20 protein-coding genes, 3 tRNA genes and 2 pseudogenes are annotated in these 20,679 nt (G+C 68.3%); 8 read left to right on the top strand and 17 right to left on the bottom strand.

The genetic code is table 11. The features are described from left to right. Positions 1 to 465 precede the first annotated feature (465 nt). The 11 genes from Z164_RS0107675 to Z164_RS0107720 all read right to left on the bottom strand — a co-directional run bounded on the left by Z164_RS0107675 (position 466) and on the right by Z164_RS0107720 (position 10,605). A complete protein-coding gene (locus Z164_RS0107675) occupies positions 466 to 2,478 on the bottom strand; it encodes a DNA topoisomerase III (protein ID WP_024890123.1) in 2,013 nt (670 codons plus the stop codon). 274 nt (positions 2,479 to 2,752) lie between these two features. Further along, positions 2,753 to 3,205, bottom strand: a complete 453-nt coding sequence (locus Z164_RS0107680; RefSeq protein WP_024890124.1) for a single-stranded DNA-binding protein — start codon at positions 3,203 to 3,205, stop codon at positions 2,753 to 2,755. A gap of 73 nt (positions 3,206 to 3,278) precedes the next feature. Continuing rightward, positions 3,279 to 3,806, bottom strand: a complete 528-nt coding sequence (locus tag Z164_RS0107685) for a DUF3158 family protein (RefSeq protein ID WP_024890125.1) — start codon at positions 3,804 to 3,806, stop codon at positions 3,279 to 3,281. Next, positions 3,803 to 4,585, bottom strand: a complete 783-nt coding sequence (locus Z164_RS0107690) for a PFL_4669 family integrating conjugative element protein (RefSeq protein WP_024890126.1) — start codon at positions 4,583 to 4,585, stop codon at positions 3,803 to 3,805. The genes Z164_RS0107685 and Z164_RS0107690 overlap by 4 nt, the downstream gene beginning before the upstream one ends. A gap of 317 nt (positions 4,586 to 4,902) precedes the next feature. Then, on the bottom strand, positions 4,903 to 6,147 hold the full coding sequence (locus Z164_RS21850) for an STY4528 family pathogenicity island replication protein (protein WP_081770114.1): 1,245 nt from the start codon (positions 6,145 to 6,147) through the stop codon (positions 4,903 to 4,905). Positions 6,148 to 6,150: 3 nt separating this feature from the next. Then, complete coding sequence (locus Z164_RS0107695) at positions 6,151 to 6,711, bottom strand: DUF2857 domain-containing protein (RefSeq protein WP_024890127.1); 561 nt, start codon at positions 6,709 to 6,711, stop codon at positions 6,151 to 6,153. Positions 6,712 to 6,726: 15 nt separating this feature from the next. After that, entirely contained in the window at positions 6,727 to 8,385 is a 1,659-nt protein-coding gene (locus Z164_RS0107700; protein WP_024890128.1) for a ParB family protein, read from the bottom strand. Next, entirely contained in the window at positions 8,378 to 8,626 is a 249-nt protein-coding gene (locus Z164_RS0107705; protein ID WP_024890129.1) for a hypothetical protein, read from the bottom strand. Before Z164_RS0107705 ends, Z164_RS0107700 begins: the two co-directional genes overlap by 8 nt. After that, the gene (locus Z164_RS0107710; protein ID WP_024890130.1) at positions 8,610 to 9,485 is read right to left on the bottom strand and encodes a ParA family protein; all 876 of its coding nucleotides are present in this window, start codon (positions 9,483 to 9,485) and stop codon (positions 8,610 to 8,612) included. The genes Z164_RS0107705 and Z164_RS0107710 overlap by 17 nt, the downstream gene beginning before the upstream one ends. 42 nt (positions 9,486 to 9,527) lie before the next feature. Continuing rightward, positions 9,528 to 9,740, bottom strand: a complete 213-nt coding sequence (locus Z164_RS0107715; protein ID WP_024890131.1) for an AlpA family transcriptional regulator — start codon at positions 9,738 to 9,740, stop codon at positions 9,528 to 9,530. Between the two features lie 118 nt (positions 9,741 to 9,858). Next, positions 9,859 to 10,605, bottom strand: a complete 747-nt coding sequence (locus Z164_RS0107720) for a hypothetical protein (protein WP_024890132.1) — start codon at positions 10,603 to 10,605, stop codon at positions 9,859 to 9,861. Positions 10,606 to 11,399: 794 nt separating this feature from the next. On the opposite strand from Z164_RS0107720, the gene Z164_RS0107725 reads away from it, so the two are divergent. Both Z164_RS0107725 and Z164_RS0107730 read left to right on the top strand, forming a co-directional pair. Continuing rightward, a tRNA-Cys gene (locus Z164_RS0107725) sits at positions 11,400 to 11,473 on the top strand. A 105-nt stretch (positions 11,474 to 11,578) separates the two neighbouring features. Beyond that, positions 11,579 to 11,665, top strand: a tRNA-Leu gene (locus Z164_RS0107730). Positions 11,666 to 11,724: 59 nt separating this feature from the next. On the opposite strand, the gene Z164_RS0107735 is transcribed toward Z164_RS0107730, so the two are convergent. Beyond that, positions 11,725 to 11,940: a hypothetical protein gene (locus tag Z164_RS0107735; RefSeq protein WP_024890133.1), complete on the bottom strand. Its 216-nt coding sequence runs from the start codon at positions 11,938 to 11,940 to the stop codon at positions 11,725 to 11,727. Positions 11,941 to 12,126: 186 nt separating this feature from the next. Here Z164_RS0107735 and Z164_RS0107740 point away from each other — a divergent pair, with 186 nt between their 5' ends. Further along, positions 12,127 to 13,776 (top strand): FMN-binding glutamate synthase family protein, encoded by a 1,650-nt coding sequence (locus Z164_RS0107740; RefSeq protein WP_024890134.1) that lies wholly within the window; start codon positions 12,127 to 12,129, stop codon positions 13,774 to 13,776. A 27-nt stretch (positions 13,777 to 13,803) separates the two neighbouring features. Here Z164_RS0107740 and Z164_RS0107745 read toward each other — a convergent pair. The 3 genes and pseudogenes from Z164_RS0107745 to Z164_RS0107755 all read right to left on the bottom strand — a co-directional run. Beyond that, positions 13,804 to 14,358 (bottom strand): annotated as a pseudogene (locus Z164_RS0107745) (PhoH family protein); the annotation flags it as partial. A gap of 91 nt (positions 14,359 to 14,449) precedes the next feature. Beyond that, positions 14,450 to 14,929, bottom strand: coding sequence for a peroxiredoxin (locus Z164_RS0107750; RefSeq protein ID WP_024890136.1), 480 nt, complete (start codon positions 14,927 to 14,929; stop codon positions 14,450 to 14,452). 8 nt (positions 14,930 to 14,937) lie between these two features. Beyond that, the gene (locus Z164_RS0107755) at positions 14,938 to 15,570 is read right to left on the bottom strand and encodes a glycine cleavage system transcriptional repressor (protein WP_152540884.1); all 633 of its coding nucleotides are present in this window, start codon (positions 15,568 to 15,570) and stop codon (positions 14,938 to 14,940) included. A 131-nt stretch (positions 15,571 to 15,701) separates the two neighbouring features. Here Z164_RS0107755 and dapA point away from each other — a divergent pair, with 131 nt between their 5' ends. Both dapA and Z164_RS0107765 read left to right on the top strand, forming a co-directional pair. Further along, positions 15,702 to 16,607, top strand: coding sequence for a 4-hydroxy-tetrahydrodipicolinate synthase (gene dapA / locus Z164_RS0107760; RefSeq protein WP_024890138.1), 906 nt, complete (start codon positions 15,702 to 15,704; stop codon positions 16,605 to 16,607). Between the two features lie 14 nt (positions 16,608 to 16,621). Beyond that, a complete protein-coding gene (locus Z164_RS0107765) occupies positions 16,622 to 17,140 on the top strand; it encodes a hypothetical protein (RefSeq protein ID WP_024890139.1) in 519 nt (172 codons plus the stop codon). 92 nt (positions 17,141 to 17,232) lie between these two features. Here the strand turns inward: Z164_RS0107765 and fdxA are convergent, their stop codons facing one another. After that, positions 17,233 to 17,556 (bottom strand): ferredoxin FdxA, encoded by a 324-nt coding sequence (gene fdxA, locus Z164_RS0107770; RefSeq protein ID WP_024890140.1) that lies wholly within the window; start codon positions 17,554 to 17,556, stop codon positions 17,233 to 17,235. Between the two features lie 165 nt (positions 17,557 to 17,721). After that, positions 17,722 to 17,797 (bottom strand) — tRNA-Glu (locus tag Z164_RS0107775). 204 nt (positions 17,798 to 18,001) lie between these two features. Between Z164_RS0107775 and pcnB the strand changes: the two are divergent. The 3 genes and pseudogenes from pcnB to panB all read left to right on the top strand — a co-directional run. Further along, positions 18,002 to 19,300: pseudogene (gene pcnB / locus Z164_RS0107780) on the top strand (polynucleotide adenylyltransferase PcnB); the annotation flags it as partial. Further along, positions 19,297 to 19,809, top strand: coding sequence for a 2-amino-4-hydroxy-6-hydroxymethyldihydropteridine diphosphokinase (folK, locus tag Z164_RS0107785; RefSeq protein WP_024890142.1), 513 nt, complete (start codon positions 19,297 to 19,299; stop codon positions 19,807 to 19,809). The pseudogene pcnB and the gene folK, both read left to right, overlap by 4 nt. A gap of 40 nt (positions 19,810 to 19,849) precedes the next feature. Continuing rightward, a complete protein-coding gene (gene panB, locus Z164_RS0107790; protein ID WP_024890143.1) occupies positions 19,850 to 20,659 on the top strand; it encodes a 3-methyl-2-oxobutanoate hydroxymethyltransferase in 810 nt (269 codons plus the stop codon). Positions 20,660 to 20,679 lie beyond the last annotated feature (20 nt).

Here is a 20,679-nt window from a genome sequence, read left to right on the forward strand (position 1 = left end):
GAAAGGCGCCGAAGGCCCATCGGCCTTCGGCTCGGGAGGACAGAACCACCCGTGGGCTGTTGCAGGCCCGGTCGTCGCTAGAACCGTCTGCTGTCAGCAATCACACCCGGCCCATGTCGTGGCTGGGGCCGGCATCGTCTGGCGCACATCCGCGCACAAAGGGAGCCCGTTTTTGCGCCGGCGGGCACCGGCACCGAATACCGCTGACCACGAAGGGTCTCCGGGTGGCTCGCGCAACCTGGCAAACCATCAGGGGACCCTTCGCAGAGGCGGAAAAAATGCAGATCAGCAGAACGCGCAGGAAGCGGTTCGCGGAAGAGCTACCTTCAGGTCCCGCGGCCGGGGACGGCTGGGCGGGACGCGCACACGGACGAAGAAGGCGTTGCGCGCTGGGCGTCCCGCAGGGCGTGCGGGACACAGGCCACGCCGCCGATGGCGGGCACGGCTCACGGGGAATGGGGTCGGTCAGGAGCCCTTGCGGCCGCTACTGCGCGGGCGCGAGGCACCACGCTTGGACGTGCCGGTTTCGACCGGCAGCGTGCCTTTGCAGCCGGGGTAGCGACTGCACGACCAGAATGGGCCGCTCTTGCCGGTGCGCTGGCGCGTCGGTGCGCCGCACTGCGGACAAGCCGGCCCCAGGGGAACCTTGATGGACAGGGACGTGCTGCCGTACTGCGCGATCAACTGCGAAATCCACGCGGCCTGCTTGCCGATGAACACGTCCAGGGTGAGCTGTCCGGCCTCGATCATGTCGAGCGCCTGCTCCCACACCGCCGTTGTACCGGGATCTGCAATCGCCGCAGGTACGGCGTCGATCAGCGTGAATGCCGCATCCGATGCGCGAATGGAGCGTCCTTTCTTCACGAGGTAGCCGCGGGCGATCAGCCCGCTGATGATGTTGGCCCGTGTCGCCTCGGTGCCGATGCCCGTCGTGTCCTTGAGCTTCTGCTTCAACCGCGGATCGCTGACGAAGCGCGCAACGCCCTTCATCGACTTGACCAGTTCGCCCTGCGTGTAGGGCTTGGGCGGCATCGTCTTGAGCGCCTTGATCTCGGCCTCGGCCACTTGGCACGCCGCGCCCTCGCATAGTGCAGGCAGCATCTGGCTGCGCGCGGCGCTGTCGCCGTCCTCGTCCGCTTGCGGCTCGGCCAGCACCAAACGCCAGCCCTTGACGATCACCTGCTTTCCTGTGGCCACCAGCTTCTGCTGGCCACAGGAAAGCTCAGCCACGGTGCGGTCGAATTCGTGGTGAGGAAGGAACTGCGCCAGGTAGTGCGCCCGGATGAGCCGGTACACCGCCAGTTCCTTCTCGCTCATGGCAGAGAGGTTCGCAGGTTCGAGCGTCGGGATGATGCCGTGGTGCGCCGTCACCTTGCCGTCGTTCCAGGCGCGCGAGCGCTGGCAGGAGTCGAGCTGGCCCATGATCGGGCGCAGCGAGGGATCGGTCTTGAGCAGGCTGTTCAGGACCGTGGGCACCTCGGCGAACATGCTTTCGGGCAGGTAGCCGGAATCCGAACGTGGGTACGTCGTGGCCTTGTGCGTCTCGTACAAGGCCTGCGCGATTTCAAGGGTCTCTTGAACATCCAGCCCAATCTGCTTGGAACAAACCTCCTGAAGCGTTCCCAGGTCGAACAGCAGCGGCGGGCCTTCGCGCACGCGCTCTGTCTCGACCGATACTACCTGGGCGCTGCCCGCAGCGCGGATCTGCTGCACGGCCTGCTGAGCGATGGGCTGCTGCAGACAGCGGCCGGCGTCGTCGGTGCAGCCATCGGGCGGAACCCACTGCGCGCTGAAAGCCTGTCCACCCTCGGACAGGGATACGTCGATGGCCCAGAACGGCACCGACTTGAAGGCTGCGATCTCGCGGTCACGGTCCACGACGAGCTTCAGGGTCGGCGTCTGAACTCGGCCGACGGACAGCACGCCGTCGTAGCCGGCCTGTCGGCCCAGCACGGTGAACAACCGGCTGAGGTTCATGCCCACGAGCCAGTCGGCGCGCGAGCGCGCCAGTGCCGAGTAGTACATCGGTAGCGTGTCGGAAGACGGCCGCAGCTTGCCGAGCGCGGTGCGGATCGATGCATCGTTGAGTGCCGACAGCCATAGCCGCTCGATGGGGCCGCGGTAGCCGCACAGGTCGATGATCTCGCGGGCGATCAGCTCGCCCTCGCGATCGGCGTCGGTTGCAATGACCAGATGGGTCGCCTTCGCCAGAAGCGCTTTGACGACCTTGAATTGCGTGGCGGTCTTCGGTTTGACCTCGGCCCGCCATTGCTGGGGAATGATGGGCAATTGCTCCAGCGACCAGCGCTTGAGCGCCGCGTCATAGACCTCGGGAGCTGCCGCTTCTACGAGATGGCCGATGCACCAGGTGACGGTGACGCCGGAGCCGCTGAGACAGCCTTCACCGCGCTGCGTCGCGCCGAGAATCCGGCCAATGTCTTTGCCCTGGGAGGGCTTCTCGCACAAGAACAGCCGCATGTCCGTCCATCCGAATTCCGTGGTTCATTGAGTTGCTGGAATCGAGGATGCCGAGCAGCACCGGGGGCAGCAGCAAACAAGCCGCATGCGATGGCGACCACTTTCACGGGATGGAATGGCTGGGACGGGAGAGGCGTGCGGCCCGGGGGGGTGTGGGCCGGGAGCCGCGGTTTTCGGGAGCGCGTGGAATCCGGTGGAAGTCGATGGAGCTATCCCCTGGGGATAGCTCGCAAGGGCATGGGGCGACGGACAACTGCCGCCGCCCCATGCCGGATCACTTCCTGCGCTTCGGCTCCTTCGGCGCGGTCGGTTCCTGGGCGGCTTGGGGTTTCGGCTGCGTGTCCTGCGTGTTCTCCGGCTGCCTGGGGCTGACGGTCACGGACTCGATGCGGAACGGCAGGATGCCGACGCTGCGCGCGTTGATCTGCCAGGTCTCGCGCGGCTGATCCTCGTTGTCCGTCCAGGGTTCGCGCTCCATGCGGCCGACGACCAGCACGCGCATGCCTTTCTGGTACAGGTCCTTCCAGTGCGCGGCATCGCGATGCCAGATTTCCACCGGCGCCCAGAAGCCGCCGCGATCCTCGAAGTCGCCGCCCTTGGTGGGGACCGGGTTGTCGAAATACACGTTCAGCCGCAGCAGCCGCCGCGGCTCGTCGTTGCCGTTGGGGAACTCCCGGTACTCGGGGGGCGAGCCGATGTTGCCCTCGCCAGAAAAATGCGTGCTCATGTTGCAATCTCCATGGTGGTTGAAATACCCGCACCTGATCGGCGTCGGGCGCGTGCTGGGGTGCCCGGCGTGATCACCGATCACGTAGTGCGGGTGGGGTGGACTTGAGCCGGCGCAGGTAGGCGTCTTCTGCCTTGGACGCCTTGCTGGCGCATTCCTGAGCCTGCCTGCCCAAGGTGTGCAACAGGCTGATCTGCATGTTCAGCGTGATGCGCTGAAGCTCAATGGCGTGCAGGTCGGCGAGCAGGTTGACGGGCGTGCTGGTGCTCGCCATCAGCTCCTGCCACAAGGCCACGCCCATGGCCGACCTGTCGTGCTTGCGCCAGCGCAGAAACGCTGTGCCTGCGCCAGTGGTCTGCTGGGCCAGTTCGATGGGTAGCAGGTGGAAGGGATGCCCGACTGCCTGTTGCAGCACCTGTCGCTGCGCCAGGGCAATCAACTCGTCGCGCATGGCGAAGCACTGGCTGGCCCAGGCCTCCAGGTCCCCTTTACCTTTAAAGGGCTTTAAAAGGCCTTTTTGAGAGCCTGCGTGTTCCAGCCGCATGAAGGCTGTCTGTTGCAGCGGGTGGAAGTAGCGGGCTTCGCGGTTCGGGTCGCTCATGCCTGCTCGTCCTCGCCGGACGTCGCTTCGGGGGCCTCGGTGGCGGCGGCTTCGTCACTCGCGGATGGTGCTGCGGCAGGACCGTCACCGCGCTGCTGCAGGCCACGGCGCACGATGGGCGGCGCGAACTTCGAGCGGCGCGTGCCTTCCAGCACGTCCTGCGGCAACTCGCCGAATTTCTCCAGCGCCGCCCGGGCTGCGGCGTTTTTCGCGGCGAAGTCGTCGCGGGTGCAGCCCGAGTAGCGGTACTGCTGGGCCAGCGAGAACAGGCTGCGCAGTGCATGGGCGCCTTCGTTGAGCCAGCGTTCGAGCGTCGAGCGATCGATCAGCGCAGTGTGGTGCGCGAGGATCAGCTTGCGGGCGATGTCGTCGTAGTCAGCGAGCAGATACACGGCGGCAAACCCGAGCTGCGCATTGACGAACAGCGGCAGCTTGACGGGCTGTACGTTGAGGTTCTCGCCCAGGGTGAGTGCCGGCGGCACGCTCGCGAGCGCCTGGTCCACCTGTTCGCGCAGCGATTGCAGCGTGGCCTTGGTCTGGTCGAGCTTGTCCTCGATGCGCAGCATCCAGAAGTCGCTGTACGGGTCGTCCTGCTCCGAGCCGCGCCGCATCTTGTTCATCTGGGCGATGTAGCCGTTCAGGCCGACGATGCCCGGTCGTCCCTCGGCGGCGGCGCGGCCGTGCCAGATGCGCGAGGCGTGGTGCGTGTGCAGCGTCAGCGACATCGCGCTGCGCAGGGCTCCGAGATTCAGTTGCAGGGGGTCGTTGGTAGTTGCCATGGTGTCCGCTCGTTGTTGGAGAAAGAGCGGCCAGCTTCGGCAGGAAGCGGAAGGCAGTCAGTCAACAAACCGAAACCCGCCAGTCCCCGGTTCAGGGTGCGGCGGGTGCATGCGGTGCGAGCTATCCCCAGGGGATAGCTCCATGGAGCGCCAAGGAAGGCTGCACGCCCGGATCAGCGCGGACAAGGCCGATCCCGCGGCAGGCGATCAAAGCCTGGCGTGCAGCGGTTCGACGTCGTAGCCGTCAGTGGAACTATCCCCAGGGGATAGCTCTACTGGAAGCCACCGGCATCCACTTCACCGCCTTGCAGGCCCGCTTACTTGCTGGCGAGCAGGTTGCGCAGGCGCTCGATGTGCTGCTTGGCGACTTCTGGCGGGACAGGCTTGCCCTGCGGCTGGGATGGTGGCGGTGCTGGTGGTGACGGCCGCTCGTTCGGCGGAACGGGTGACGATGGCGCGTCCTTCTTGGCCCAGGCATTGAACTCGCCATGGATGGCCCGCTGGATGATGCCGAACAAATACCCCGCAGGATTGCGGATGCCGTGGCTGCTGCATCGCGTAGCCCATTCGTCCAGCACGGCCTGTCTCAGCGAGGCATCGACCTGCTGCAATGCCACCCTGGCACCTGTCTGCTGCTCTGCCTTCAGTTCTGCGAAGCGCTTGGGCCATTGCAGGTCGCCTAGCGCGCGTGCCTGTGCGGTAGTACGTACTTCATTAATACGACTACTACGTACTGTACGGGCCTGCTTCGGATTCCGAAGAGAGGCGGCTGGCGCGGGTTTCGGCCCTGCTTCGGATTCCGAAGACGGGTCATCAGCATTCCGAAGAAGGCTCGGAGCCCCTGCTTCGGATTCGTGGGCGGTGTCTTCCTGTGGATAACTTTCGGTGGCCGTGATGCCTTGGCTGGCAAGGCGTTCGGCCAGAACCTGCAACCGCGACGGCAGCGTGCGGCCGGATAGCAGCGGGTCTTCCGCGATCTCCCGGAGCGTGTTCAATCCGACCATCTGGATGGCCTTGGCCGAATGGCCCAGGGACTGGCTGACCAGCGCCAGGTAGTCGGCATCCAGTTGCATGGCCTCGAACGGCGTCAGGGGTTCATCGTGCAGAACGTAGAGGTTGCCGAGGATGCGGCCGGTCTTGGGGTCGCGCCGTCGCCGCACGAGGCTCAGCCATCGGGTGAGGCGCAGCAGCGTCAACGCCCGTGCCACGGTTTCATGCGAAGCCTGACCTGCGCAGGGCATGGAAGCCAGCCAGGGCCGCAACTGCTCATAGGTGGGAAATGCGGTAACGCCATCGTCGTTGAGCATCAACCGAAACACCTGCCAGGCATTCCGTTCTAGCGGCGTCAGGCGGCGGTCGAGGAACAGCCTCCGCGGCACCGTCTCGTGCCGGTTGCCACTGAACAGGAACGCATCGCCGGACGTGGTGGGCGTGGGCGGCGGTACAGGTGTGGACGCTGGCGTGCTGGGATTGAGCTTGGGCGCAAGGTCTTTCAGCGCAGCGTCGAACAGGTCTGCGAGTGCGATGGGGCCACGGCGTGGTGCGGTGTCGTCCACGGCCATGGCTCAACCTAATCCCTGATCGACCCAGCTCTTGATCGAGGCCCAGACCACCGACAGAGGCAGCGTCATGCCTTCGGCCAAGTCCATGGCGGCGTCGAGGATGGAGGTTTCGTCTTCGAGATCGACGTTCCTGCTGCCGGTCACGGCCTTCCATTGCCGCCACAGCTCCGTGTCTTGCTTCTCGTCCAGCACGGGGTGCCGGCCTTTGCGCTTCGGCAAGCCGAGGATGTCGCGGCGAAGCGCCACTTCCTGGTGGGTCAAGCCGTAGAACCGGCTGACCATCTCGGTGCTCGCGCCCAGCCTGAGCATGCGATCGACCGTGGCGATTTCCTTCTCCACGTCCTGCGCCTGCCTGAGCAGACGCCGAAGCACTTCGCGGTTGACCGTCACAGAGCACCACGACACGTTGGCGTTGGCCAGCACGCTAATCAGCGCGGGATGCTTGAGAGCGTCCAGTTCTGCCTCGCCAAACCCCATCAGCTTGCAGCGGCGCAGTTGCCCATTGCGCAGGTCATAGAGGGCCTGGGCGATGACGGCCTGGTTGAGTGGGTGTGGTGTGGACATGCTGGCCTCTCTCGCTCAGGTTCCAGAGGCCGCAGCCCCAGCTTCCAGGTCGAGCAGGCGACGGGCCAGCCGCAGCAGCCGGAACAGCTTGACCAGCGCGGTGTCGCTCAATCGCCGGGTTGCGTTGTCCTGGCCGTGCAGCAGCGCCGGCAGGTCGATGACGACCTGCCCGTTGTCCAGGCCGACGTCGGCGGGCTGCTGACCGGCCAGGCAAGCCAGCAGCGCGAGGACGGCACGGCCTAGCACCACAGGGTTTTGGGCGCGGGCGCGACAGGCGAAGCCGATGCCGTCTGGACGGTCATCGATGCACCCGTCCAGGCCTGCCTCGCCCGCGATCTCGCGGGCGAACTGCGCGATGTGGATGCGCAAGCGCTCGGGTGTGTCCAGGCCGGGATCGATGTACCAGACATCGGAGATCGGATAGAGACCACCGGCTTGCACCGGGATGGACTGCAAGACGTTCTCCGAGAAGTCGGGCGGCAGCGCATCGCCCAACTGGTCGGCAACCATGCGCTGGATGGACTGGAGCCGTTCGGTCGTCGGCGCCGGCGAGACGATGTGCTCCTGAAGCAAGTCGCCATCTGCAGCGGAACTGGCTGCGCCCGCCTGGCTGGCATCCGCGTCGCTCTCGCACGTCGAGGGCGTTCCCGCAGGCCGGCCTGCAGACGGTGGCGCTGACGCAGGCCTTGCGGCGGGGGGCGCGGTATCGGCAGGTGGGCGCGCGATGGCTCCAGGCTCTGGCAATGCAGGCGGCGTCGAGGGTGGCGTCGGATCGCTGGCCAAGGCACGTTGGCGGCTATCGGATTCGGTCATGTCCAGGGCGAGCACGTCGTAATCGACGCCCAGCAGTTCGGCCATCTGGCCGATCAGCTCGTCCTGTACACGCTGCGCGGAGAACTCGTCAGCCTGGACATCGAATTGCGACAGCACTTCCTGAAAGAACTCGTCGAAGTCCTGGACCAGTGACCGGCCTTTGGCGTAGCGCTCCCATGCGAGCATGCAGGCTTTGCGCATGACCGACAGGCGTTCAACCTGGTGGCGTCCGAGGCCGCCATAAAGCACCGTGGGGATCGCCGGCAGGAGGTAGCGCACCGCGTCGTTCATCCGGCTGATGTGCGATTGCTGGACCGGGAAGCCATCGGCAGCGAGGCGGCGGGCCAACTCGGACTGGCTCAGGGCGGTGACGCTTTCCTGCTCGTAGAACTCGCGCGCCTTCTCGACGCCGAGGGCGCGTTCAATGAAAGTGAGCCCGCCGCGCAATTCGTTTTCGGCCAGGTGGCCGGTCAGCATCACAACTTCGCCGCGGCTGGGCCAGGGCCGGAACAGGCACGAGATGCGGAAGAACCGCTCGTCCTTGGTCTCCGACCACAGTTCGCGCAGGATGGCCAGCCGCGTATTTCCGCCGTTGCGGATGATGTAGTGGTCGTCGCCGGGCCGCCGCGTGATGGCCGGTGCCGCGTCCAGGCCGCGCTCGCGGATGGACGCCTTGATTTCCTCGTAGGCCGAGTTGCGTTTTTTCCTGGGATCGTGGTCGTAAGGGCGCAACTGGTCCAGGGTCACGACCATGGGCGTGTCCGCGATGGGGTCGCTCAAGGCCAAGGCGGACGGGCCGCTGCGCTCGAATCCGGCTGCGAGCAGTTTGCCGGCCATCTGCTGGGAGGTGATCTCAGCCATGGCGGCATCCCTGCGCTTGGGACCGGGCCTCGCGCTCGGCGCGGCGGATCTGCGCCCGAGCGTTGAGCGCCGCCCGATGGTCGCTGGCCGTCGAGCTGGTGTAGATCGCGGCGCAGCCTGCCTTGGTGAATTTGAGGTGTCCGCCCGGAGTGCGTTTGACGTGCCAGCCTTCGCCCACAGCGAACTCGATCAGGGCGCGCAGTCGTTTGTGGCCGCGGGCCAGGTCATGTGCGTTCGCCATGATGCCTCCCGGTTGCAAGAGGACGTGGCGGGCGGCCGGAGACCTGTGCAAATCGATCTTGCCATGGCGGGAACAGTTCACTGGCGAGCGCGCGCATGGTGTGGAGCGCAGCGGGAGCAACTCTGCCCACTGGCTGGCGATGTTCGACCCGATGCACCGGCAGGCCACGGGTCGCGGCGCGTGGATAGGCTTCGATGGCCGGAACGTCGGTATCCAGCACGCGGATGCCGACATGCCCCTGGAACAGGTCGCGCAGGGCTTTCTGGATCATCCGGGCGTTGGCCGACACCGGGTGGGCGCGGTTGATCAGCAGGTGCAGCGGCGGCGGCTCGATGCCCAGGTGCCTGTATGGCGCGATGTCTTCGAGCAACTGCATGGTGCCGCGCCGCAGCTCGCGGGCCGCGAGAATCTCCGGGGTCACAGGCGACAGCGCAAGGTCGGAGGCGAGTACCGCCATCTCCAGCAACACCGAGCGCGCGCCCTGCGTGTCGATCAGTACCAGATCGTAGAGGGGGGCCAGCACTGGCAGCAGGTGCCGCAGCCGCAGGCGACCATCCGGCGCATGCAGCAGCAAGGTGTTCAGCTCGCCCCGGTGGTCGTTGGAGAGCACCAGATCGAGACCCGCGATGATTGTGCGGGACACGAGCTGGCCGAGGTCGCGCTCATTGAAGGCCAGCAACTCGTAGATGCCGCCAGGTGCGCGGTGGCCCAACTCGTAGTAGGACGACAAGGTGGGCTGCACATCGAGATCGAGTAGCAGCACGCGCAGCCCCGCGTCCGCGGCGAGCCCGCCCAGGTTCGCGGCTGTGGTGGTCTTGCCGACGCCACCTTTGGTTGAAATGATGGATACGACCTGCATGGCGTTCTCCGTGTGAGGATGGGAAGTCCGCGGGAGAACGGGTCACGCCCGGTTGTTGACGCGCTCGGCGATCCACTGATCGATCTCGATCGAGTCCCAGCCCACGGCGCGCACGCCCAGGCGCAGCGCCTGGGGGAATTGGCGCTTCCTCATCAAGGCGTAAATGTGGGCGCGCTTGAAGCCGGATTTCGCTTCGACTTCTTCCAGGCGCAGGATGCGGCGCTCGTTCGGTGGCAGTGCAGGTGTTTGCGACATGTCGGTCACTCCTGAACGCTCAGTGGCGTTTGTTGGCGTGACCCCTATTCAATAGACTTGGCTGCGGAAAGACATTGCAAATGCAATCTCCGCGATTGCACATACAAGCTGGAAAATCTCAGAGGGTGGCGCTATGCAGCCGGCGCCTGGCCGTGGCGAACTTGCCGTTCAACGTCCGCTCCGCTATGCCCATGGCGCCGCTGTGATGGGCGACCAAGGCGCTCACCACGGCCTCCTGCGTCCTGAAGCTGGAGTACGGCGTGCCTGATGGGGACTGGCCGAGCATCAGGCCCAACATCCCGCCGATGATGTTCAGGTAGGTGGCCTCGGCCCGATCGCTGATCGGGCACTGGGCGCAGGCCGGGATCATCGTGGACTGCTTGAGCAGCGCGTCGTGCTTTTCTTGCAACTCGTGCAGTTGCCGCTTGCATTGCTCCAAAGCGGATTTCAAGGCCAGCCGCTCGACCAGCATGGCTTGCCCAGTTTCCAGCGAGATGAAGGGATGGGCGATGCGCTCGCTGCGGGAGAAGAGAAAGCCGGGCCGCTGCTCGGGGTAGTGCTGGCACATCCAGCGCTTCAGATCAACGTGGCGAACCGTCAGATCAGGAGAGTCGATCAGTGCGGTATCGCGCGTCGTGATGCCGTTCCTCCCGAAGGGAAGTTCCCCATTGAGGATGCCGTCGTAGATGCGTTCGGTGTACAGCCTCAGCTCACCCCAACGTGGGCAGTCCAACGACTGTGGCAGATTCCTTGACGACGAGATTGAAGTCAGGATGACATGCTCGAACCGCAGAAGCCCGGCCCAACGCAGGGAGGCTTCAATGGGACGATAGAACACCTTCGATGTTGGTGCATTGTTGTTCATGCTCCCATCTCCTTCCAGGAGAACTACATGGCCGACTCCTTTGGCGCCGACCCGATGGGCCGGCCTGTTGTCTGTGCGTGAAGCGAGGTCCGAGACCCGCTTCGTCATGAGTCCTGAGCGCTACTCGCCAACTGGTGTCACTGGTAGCCGCCATGTGCTCGATGTGTAAGAATCCGTGATCGCAAGATGGTCGATCTGCCCCAAGGCAAGGTTCGACGGTGACGTTCACATCGGCAGCGTCATGAGTGGCGGCGATCCTCGCAAAACCGTTCCGGTATGGCCTGATATGCCAGCGGTTTCACAAGGCGCGAGGGGATGGCAATCGTTGCACGACGTCCAGCGGAACGTAGCGATGCCCGAGCCTGTCATGCTTGCCCGGCATCCTGATATAGCGACAAAGAATCGTGCGGGGACGCACGATGGAGGGATGCACGAGCCGCGAACGCGGCGGTCTGTGGTGAGTTCGAGTCCGTGGTGGACGGAGACGTACTGTGTGCGACTCCGGTGTGCGGAGTGGGGGTCTATGGCCGTCGGTGGATTTCTTTAGACGGACTTGTTGCCGAGGGCAAAAAACAAGGCTACAATTGAGGTCTTCGCTGGCCACCTCGGCGAAGAAAGTGTTCGGGAAACAACGACTTACGCGCCTAGTAAACGTCTCGTTTCCCGCTCCAGTTTTCGATGCGAGTCCCCCGCCGCAGGCGGCGCGGATCGCCCCGGCCAGGACCCCGCTTGCGGGGTCTTGTCTTGTCGGGGCAGCCCGATCGGGTTTCCGATAGACTCGCCGCAGCGTCGCCGGCCTGGTGGCAGAGTGGTCATGCAGCGGACTGCAAATCCGCGTACGCCGGTTCGATTCCGACCCAGGCCTCCATCGCGATCGCGATGAAAGACCCGCCCTCGTGGCGGGTTTTCGCTTTCCGCGCCGCATGCGGCCGCGCTTTCCCCGCCGCGGCGTCTCGGGCACTCTATGCCGCCTGCCCGGATGGCGAAACTGGTAGACGCAAGGGACTTAAAATCCCTCGGTGGCGACACCGTGTCGGTTCGATCCCGACTCCGGGCACCACAGTTGTGGCCGCAGTGCGCGGCGAACGCGGGAGCCCGCGGGGACTCCCGCGCACGGGCTCAGAAATACTCGCAATAGGGGCGGTCGTAGTAGCAGGTCTGCAGCAATTGCCAATGGCCCACGCTGCAGAGCCATTGGCTTTCTCCACCCGGGAAGAGTTCCAGGTAGACCATGCCGTCGTTGGCCGTAGTGCAGGGCATTGGCGGTACGGCGGCGGCGACCCCCGAGACCCCCATCAGGGCGACGAACAGTGCGGACAGCATCGTGCGCTTCATGGCGTACTCCTTGTGTCGGCGTCCGCCCCGGCGATGGCGACACGCGCCTCGCGCATCGGCGAAGTGCGGAACGCGGCGGGGCGGCGTTGGTCCGTAGGCACTTCGCGCGCCGACTGTAGCACCGGTCCGCCTCGGCGGCCTGCGTGCACGGCAGGCATGCGGCCGCAGCCGTTAGACTGCCCGACCATGAGCCAGTCCACGCATCTGTCCGGGGCCAGCCGCTATCTCGCCTGGTGGGCCGCCATCGCGCTGACGCTCGTCAGCCTGCCGCTCGCCTTCGTCTGGCCCGCCTGGTGGTGGGGCGTCGGGCTGGGCGCGGCGCTGACGGCCGTCGGTGTCGTCGATCGCCTGCAGACGCGCAGCACGCTGCGCCGCAACTATCCGCTGCTGGCGCACTTCCGCTACGGCCTGGAGTCGATCGGGCCGGAGATGCGGCAGTACTTCATAGAGGGCGATACCGCCGAGGTGCCGTTCTCGCGCCAGCAGCGCGCGCTGGTCTACCAGCGCGCGAAGTCGGTCAGCGACGTGCGGCCGTTCGGCTCGCAGCAGGGCGTGTACGCGGTGGACTACGAATGGATCAACCATTCGATGCGTCCGTTGCACCTGGAGGGGCACGACTTCCGCATCGACATCGGCGCCGGCTGCGCGCAGCCGTATTCGGCCAGCGTCTTCAACATCTCGGCGATGAGCTTCGGCTCGCTGTCGGCCAACGCGATCCTGGCGCTCAACGCCGGCGCCAAGGCCGGCGGCTTCTATCACGACACCGGGGAGGGCTCGATCTCGCGCTATCACCGCGAGCACGGCGGCGACCTGGTCTGGGAGATCGGCTCCGGTTACTTCGGTTGCCGCAACGCGTCCGGCCTGTTCGATCCCGGCCGCTTCGCCGACAACGCCGCCGACCCGCAGGTGCGGATGATCGAGCTGAAGCTCTCGCAGGGCGCCAAGCCCGGCAAGGGCGGGCTGCTGCCCGGGGCCAAGGTGACGGCGGAGATCGCCGAGGCGCGCGGCGTGCTGGAGGGCGTGGACTGCATCTCGCCGGCCGGCCATTCGGCGTTCTCCACGCCGAAGGAACTGCTCGACTTCATCGCCCGGTTGCGCGAGCTGTCGGGCGGCAAGCCGACCGGCTTCAAGCTCGCCATCGGCCATCCGTGGGAATGGTTCGGGATCGCGCGGGCGATGCTGGAGACGGGCATGGTCCCGGATTTCATCGTCGTCGACGGCGCCGAGGGCGGTACCGGCGCGGCGCCGGCGGAGTTCATCGACCACGTCGGCCTGCCCATGCACGAGGCGCTGATGCTGGTGCACAACACGCTGGTCGGCATCGGCCTGCGCGAGCGCATCCGCATCGGCGCGGCCGGGCGCATCACCAGCGCCTTCGACATCGCCCGGGCCATGGCGATGGGCGCGGACTGGTGCAACTCGGGGCGCGGCTTCATGTTCGCGCTGGGCTGCATCCAGGCGCAGAGCTGCCACAACGACCGCTGCCCGACCGGCGTGGCGACGCAGGACCCGTCGCGCTGGCGGCACCTGGACGTGGCCGACAAGGCCGCGCGCGTGCGCAACTTCCACGACAACACCCTGCGCGCGCTGCGCGATCTGATCGCCGCCGCCGGGCTCACCCATCCCTCGCAGATCGGCCCCGAGCACATCCTGCGGCGGGTGTCGCCGACCGAGATCCGCTCGCTGGCGGCGCTGTATCGCTTCCTGGAGCCCGGCGAGCTGCTGCACGGCGAACCGCACCACGCGGTGTTCCGCGCCTTCTGGCCCGACGCGCGCAGCGATTCCTTCGCCCCGCCCGAGCGCATCCGCCGTCTCCAGGACAGCAAGTCGCTCTGAGCGCGGCGGCGGGAGCGCTCCGGGCCTTCAGAGCACCTCGGACGCGTAGTCGGCCAGCCGCGAGCGCTCGCCGCGGCGCAGGGTGACGTGGGCGCTGTGCGCCCAGCCCTTGAAGCGGTCGACCGCGTAGGTCAGGCCGGAGGTGGTCTCGGTGAGGTAGGGCGTGTCGATCTGTTCGACGTTGCCCAGGCAGACGATCTTGGTGCCCGGACCGGCGCGGGTGATCAGCGTCTTCATCTGCTTCGGGGTCAGGTTCTGCGCCTCGTCCAGGATCAGCCAGCGGCTGAGGAAGGTGCGCCCGCGCATGAAGTTGAGCGAGCGGATCTTGATCCGGCTGGCGAGCAGGTCGTTGGTGGCCGCGCGGCCCCAGGCGCCGCCTTCCTGGTTGTGGGTCAGCACCTCGAGGTTGTCGGTGAGCGCGCCCATCCACGGGGTCATCTTCTCCTCCTCGGTGCCGGGCAGGAAGCCGATGTCCTCGCCGACGCTGACGGTGGCGCGGGTCATGATGATCTCGCGGTAGCGCTGCTGGTCCATCGTCTGCGCCAGTCCGGCCGCCAGCGCCAGCAGGGTCTTGCCGGTGCCGGTCCGTGTGGGGTGGGGGTGGGGCGCGCGCAGCCGCAGTCCGCCGCGGCCCGCGGGGCGGGGCGGCGCGTACGCGTTGCGGGGGCGGGGCTCACCGGGCGCGAGCCGCCTTCAGGGCATCCAGGACGGCCTGCGCATGGCCGGGCACGCGCACCTTGCGCCAGGCCCGCGCGATCCGTCCCTCGGGGTCGATCAGGAAGGTGCTGCGCTCCACGCCCAGCACCTTGCGGCCGTACATGTTCTTCTCGCGGATCACGTCGAAGGCGCGGCACAGCGTCTCGTCCGCATCGCTGACCAGCGGGAAGCGGAAGCCCTGCTTGGCGCGGAAGTTGTCGTGCGACTTCACCGAATCGCGCGAGACGCCCAGCACCGCCGCGTCCTCGGCCTCGAACGCCGGCAGCAGGGCGTCGAAGTCCAGTCCCTCGGTGGTGCAGCCCGGGGTCGAATCCTTGGGATAGAAGTACAGCGCCAGCCAGCGGCCGGCGTAGTCGCCGAGCGTGGCCCGCGCGCCGCCGGACAGCTGCAGCGGCAGCGCCAGGACGGTGCGGTCGATCGTGTCGCCTTCGTTCATCCGCGCGCTCAGAACTTCATCGGGTCCATGATGGCGTCGAGGTTCAGGTGGTCGCAGAACTCGAGGAAATCGTCGCGCAGCGCGGCGATGTGCATGTCCGCGGGCACCCCGATGGTGACCTGCGCGGAGAACATGTCCGCGCCGGTCTGCATCGCGCGGTAGCGCGAGGAATGCAGGCTCTCGATGGTGATGCCCTGGCGGTCGAAGAAATCGGCGAGCTGGAACAGGATGCCGGGCTTGTCCGCGGCCACCACCTCGACCACGTAGGGCAGCAGGTTGGACTGCAGCGGCTTGGGACCGGTGCGGTACCAGATCAGCTTCAGTCCTTCCTCGCGGTCCAGCCGCGACAGCATCGCCTCCAGCTTGGCCACCGCGTCCCAGGAGCCGGTCGCCAGCGCGGTCACCGAGACGTCGCGGCCCACGGTGGACAGGCGCGCGTCGACCAGGTTGCAGCCGCTGTCGGCGATCCGCCGGCTCACCGCCAGCAGCGGGGAGTGCGGATGCGTCGTATAGGCGTTGATCAGCAGGTGGTTTTCGTTCGGCGCAGGCCGGGAAGCGGGGTCTGGATCGGTCAAGGCGGCGTCCGCGGCAGTCGGGTCTGAACGGCAGGCCGGCGGGGGCCGGATGCCGGCCGCCAGCATACTTGCCGCTGCTTCCGAGCCGCAAGTAACATTCGTGGCCCCGCGGCGCTCCGGCGCCGCCGTCCGCGCGCCAGGCGGCGCTGTGCCGCCGAATGCGCGATCCCCGCGCCCCAAGCCCCGGAACCGGCATCTTGCGACTCTCTGGCAGCATCACCGCTCTCGCCACCCCGTTCAGCGCGGCCGGCGAGCTCGATCTCGACGCCTGGAAGCGGTTGCTCCAGTGGCAGCTCGAGGCCGGCACCTCGGCGCTGGTCGTGGCCGGTTCCACCGGCGAGGCGGCCGCGCTCTACGACCCGGAATTCGACCTGCTGCTGCGCACCGCGGTGCAACTGGTCGCCGGCCGGGTGCCGGTGCTCGCCGGTACCGGCGGTTCCAACACCGCGCGCACCATCGAGCAGACCCGGCGCGCCGCCGCGCTCGGCGCCGATGCCGCGCTGGTGGTCACGCCGCCCTACGTGCGGCCGACGCAGGCCGGGCTGCTCGCGCACTTCCGCGCGATCGCCGACGACGGCGCGCTGCCGCTGGTGCTCTACAACGTGCCGCCGCGCACCGGCTGCGACCTGCTGCCGGAAACCGCGGCCGAACTCGCCGCGCACCCGCGCATCGTCGGCATCAAGGAGGCGCGCAGCGAGCCGGAGCGGATGCAGGCGCTGCTGCCGCTGCGAGGCGAGGACTTCGCGGTGCTCAGCGGCGACGACCCGACCGCCGCGCGCGCGATGCTCGCCGGCGCCGACGGCGTGATCTCGGTGGTCTCCAACGTCGTGCCCGCCAGCTTCCGGCGGCTGCACGCGCTGGCCGCCGCCGGCGACGCGGACGCCGCCGGCGCGCTGGATGCGCAGCTGCAGCCGCTGTACGCCTTCGCCTCGGTGGAGCCCAACCCGATCCCGGTCAAGGCGCTGCTGGCCCGTCGCGGCCTCGGCCACGGCCTGCGCCTGCCGCTGACCGCGCTGTCGCCCGAACATGCCGCCGCGGCCGATCGCGCGCTGGCGCTGGCGGAGACGCTCGAGCGTGCCAGCCGCGATACACTCGCCGCCTGACTCAGGAGATCCCGATGCCCCGTTCCCATCCCCGCGTCCGCACCGCCGTCCTCGTCATGCTGGCCATCGCGGTGCTGGGCGCTTCCGGCTGCCGCTGGTTCCGCAAGGAGAACGCGCTGTACGCCGAAAGCCCCGAGGCCCGCCCGCTGGAAGTGCCGCCCGACCTCGATCGCCCGCGCACCGACGGCGCCATGGCGCTGCCCGAGGCGCCGCAGTCGGTGTCGCGTTCGCAGCTGGGCGCCCAGCGCGCGCCGGCCGCCAGCGCCGCCGGCTTCAGCGTCGCCGGCGAGCGCGACCAGGTGTTCGCCCGCGTGGGCGAGGCCCTGAACGCCATCGAGGGCGTCACCATCGCCAGCAGCGCGCAGCTGCTGGGCAGCTACGACGTTTCCTACCAGGACGCGAGCTTCCTGGTCCGGGTGTCGGAAGCCGGCGACGGCGTCTACGTTTCGGCGGTCGATCCGCGCGGCCTGCCCGCCGCGGGCGGTCCGCCGGAGCAGCTGATCGCCGAGCTGCGCACGCGCCTGGGCGGCTGAGGCCGCGGCCACGCACGATGCGAAACGGGCGCCCCGGGGCGCCCGTTCTCGTTGCGGATGAAGACATCGATCGCGCGCGAATGCGCGCGCGCCTACCGCTCCAGCAGCGGCAGCTTGTTCGGCTTGCCCTCCCACTCCTTGGCGTCGGGCAGCGGATCCTTGCGGGTGGTGATGACCGGCCACTCGCGCGCCAGCTCGGCGTTCAGCGCCACGTAGTGTTCCTGGCCCGCGGGCACGTCGTCCTCGGGGTAGATCGCGTTGATCGGGCACTCGGGCTCGCACAGGGTGCAGTCGATGCACTCGTCGGGATCGATCACCAGGAAGTTCGGGCCTTCGTGGAAACAGTCGACCGGGCACACCTCGACGCAGTCGGTGTACTTGCACTTGATGCAGTTCTCGGTGACGACGAAGGGCATGGGGTCCTCGGGGGCCGGCGCGGGCTGCGTGCAGCCTGCAAGTTTAAATCAGCCGTTGCGCGTGGGGTGCGAGCGATTCGCATCCGCTTCACGGCGAGGGCGCGAAACGAAAGAACCCGGCCGGGGCCGGGTTCTTTCGGCGGCGCGCTGTGCGGGCCGGGTAGATGGCGCTCCCTACGGGATTCGAACCCGTGTTTTAGCCTTGAGAGGGCCACGTCCTAGGCCTCTAGACGAAGGGAGCGGGGATCGGCCCGAGGGCCACCGGCTGGACGACCGGCCTGCGCGGACCGGATCGGCCGTGCAGCTTGCTAGTATAGCAGCCCATCGGGCCGGTGGAATCCCTACCGCGCCCATCGGCGGGAAATTTCTTCCGCCGCCTTCCGTCCCAGAACCAGAGTCGATGACCCCGACGCCCCAACCTCTTCTCGCCGGCGCCCCGCACGCCATTCCGCGCGACCAGCACCCGATCTCCCGCAAGTCCATCAGCCCCGGCGCGCTGCGCGTGCTCTACCGGCTGCACGAGGCGGGCCACGGCGCCTTTCTCGTCGGCGGCGCCGTGCGCGACCTGCTGATCGGCCGGCAGCCCAAGGACTTCGATGTCGCCACCGACGCCACGCCCGAGCAGGTCAAGGCGTTGTTCCGCAATTGCCGCCTGATCGGCCGCCGCTTCCGCCTCGCGCACGTGGTGTTCGGCCGCGAGATCGTCGAGGTCGCGACCTTCCGCTCCAACGCCGACGACGGCAGCGGCGATCGCGAGACCCACGAAGGCGGCCGCCTGCTGCGCGACAACGTCTACGGCACCATCGAAGAGGACGCGGTCCGCCGCGACTTCACCGCCAATGCGTTGTATTACGCGATCGAGGACTTCTCGGTGCGCGACTACGTGGGCGGCTTCGAGGACGTGCGCAACCGCGTGCTGAAGCTGATCGGCGATCCCGAGCAGCGCTACCGCGAGGATCCGGTGCGGATGCTGCGCGCGGTCCGGCTGGCCGCCAAGCTCGGCTTCTCCATCGATGCCGCGACCGCCGCGCCGATCCCGCTGCTGGCGCCGCTGCTGCGCGAGGCCGCGCCGGCGCGGCTATTCGAGGAATGCCTGAAGCTGTTTTTGTCCGGACACGGGGAGGCCAGCTTCCTGGGCCTGGAGGCGCACGGGCTGCTGCCGATCCTGTTCCCGGAGAGCGCGGCGGCGATGGCCAGCAACCGCAGCGGCGCGCTGCGCCGGGTGGTGCTGGAAGGGCTGCGCAACACCGACGCGCGGGTCGCGGCCGACGAGCCGGTCTCGCCGGCGTTCCTGTTCGCGCTGCTGCTGTGGCCGGCCTACTGCCACGCGCTGATCGGCCTGCAGGCCGCCGGCGCCAATGCCGCCGAGGCGCAGCGCCGCGCCGCCGACCGGGTCACCCTGCACCAGCTCGCGACCATCGCCCTGCCGCGCCGCTTCTCGTTGCCGATGCAGGAAATCTGGCTGCTGCAGACGCGCTTCCCGCTGCGCCAGCGCAAGCGCGTGGTGCGCACGCTCTCGCACCCGCGCTTCCGCGCGGCGTTCGACTTCCTGCTGCTGCGCGAAGCCGCCTCCGGCAGCCATGCGGAGGACGTGGCGTTCTGGCGCGAGGCCCAGCACGATCCCGATCACGCGCTGGCGGTGCAGGCGGGCGCCGCCGAGGACGCCGGCAACGGCGAGGAAGGCCCCGCGCGCCGGCGCCGTCGCCGGCGACGTCCCGCCCGCGCCGGCGCCGTCGAGGGGTGAGCGGGCGGGCGCGCTGCGACGCCGCGATCGGCCTGGGCGCCAACCTGGGCGATGCCGCCGCGACCGTGCGCGCCGCGTTCGCGGCGCTGGCCGCGCTGCCCGCGACCGAGCTGGTCGCCGCCTCGCCGCTGTACCGCACGCCCGCCTGGGGCATGGAGGACCAGCCCGATTTCGTCAACGCCGCCGCGCGCGTGCGCACCGCGCTGGCGCCGCAGGCGCTGCTGCAGGCGCTGCTGGCGATCGAGGCCGCGCAGGGCCGCGTGCGCGCCGCCGATGGCCGCGACCGCTGGGGCCCGCGCGCGCTCGACCTGGACCTGCTGCTCTACGCCGATCGGGTCCTGGACCTGCCCGGCCTGCGCCTGCCGCATCCGCACCTGCACCAGCGCGCCTTCGCGCTGGTGCCGCTGCTCGACGTGTGGCCGGAGGCGGAGATCCCCGGCATCGGCGCCGCCGCGCAGGCCCTGCGCGCGCTGCCGCGGGCCGGCATCGTGCCGCTCGCGCCGCGCTGAAGCGCCCGCAAGGCGCGCGACACGCTCTACACTTGCGCGCATGACCGCCTCCGACCGCCCGCTGACCGTTCCCGATCTCGCCGTCGCGCGCGCCGAAGGGCGCCGCCTGGCGATGCTCACCGCCTACGGCGCCGGCTTCGCGCGCACCTGCGACGCCAACGGCGTCGACCTGCTGCTGGTCGGCGACTCGCTGGGCATGGTGGTGCAGGGCCACGGCTCCACGCTGCCGGTCACCGTCGACGACATGGTCTACCACACCGCCTGCGTGGCCCGCGGCATCCGCCGCGCGTTGCTGGTGAGCGACCTGCCGTTCCAGGCCGATGCCACCCCCGAGCGCGCGCTCGACGCCGCCACCCGCCTGCTGCAGGCCGGCGCGGCGATGGCCAAGCTCGAGGGCGCCGGGCCCAAGCTCGAGGTCGTGCGCTTCCTCGCCGAGCGCGAGATCCCGGTCTGCTCGCACCTCGGGCTGACCCCGCAATCGGTGCTGCGCATGGGCGGCTTCAAGGTGCAGGGCCGCGAGGCCGCGGCCGCCGCGCGCCTGCGCGAGGACGCGCTGGCGGTGGCCGAGGCGGGCGCCGCGCTGATCGTGCTGGAAGGCGTGCCGGCGGCGCTGGCGGCCGAGATCACCGCCGCCAGCCCGGTGCCGACCATCGGTATCGGCGCCGGCCCGCACTGCGACGGCCAGGTGCTGGTGCTGCACGACATGCTCGGGCTCGACAGCGGCCACCGGCGCCCGCGCTTCGTCAAGGATTTCCTGGCCGAGGGCGGTTCGGTCGCCGGCGCGGTGCGCGCCTACGTCGCCGCCGTGCGCGACGGCAGCTTTCCCGCCGCCGAGCATTCGTACCTGTAGGCGGCGATCTGCCAGAATCG

Source organism: Luteimonas huabeiensis HB2, from assembly GCF_000559025.1.
GTDB lineage: Bacteria > Pseudomonadota > Gammaproteobacteria > Xanthomonadales > Xanthomonadaceae > Luteimonas > Luteimonas huabeiensis.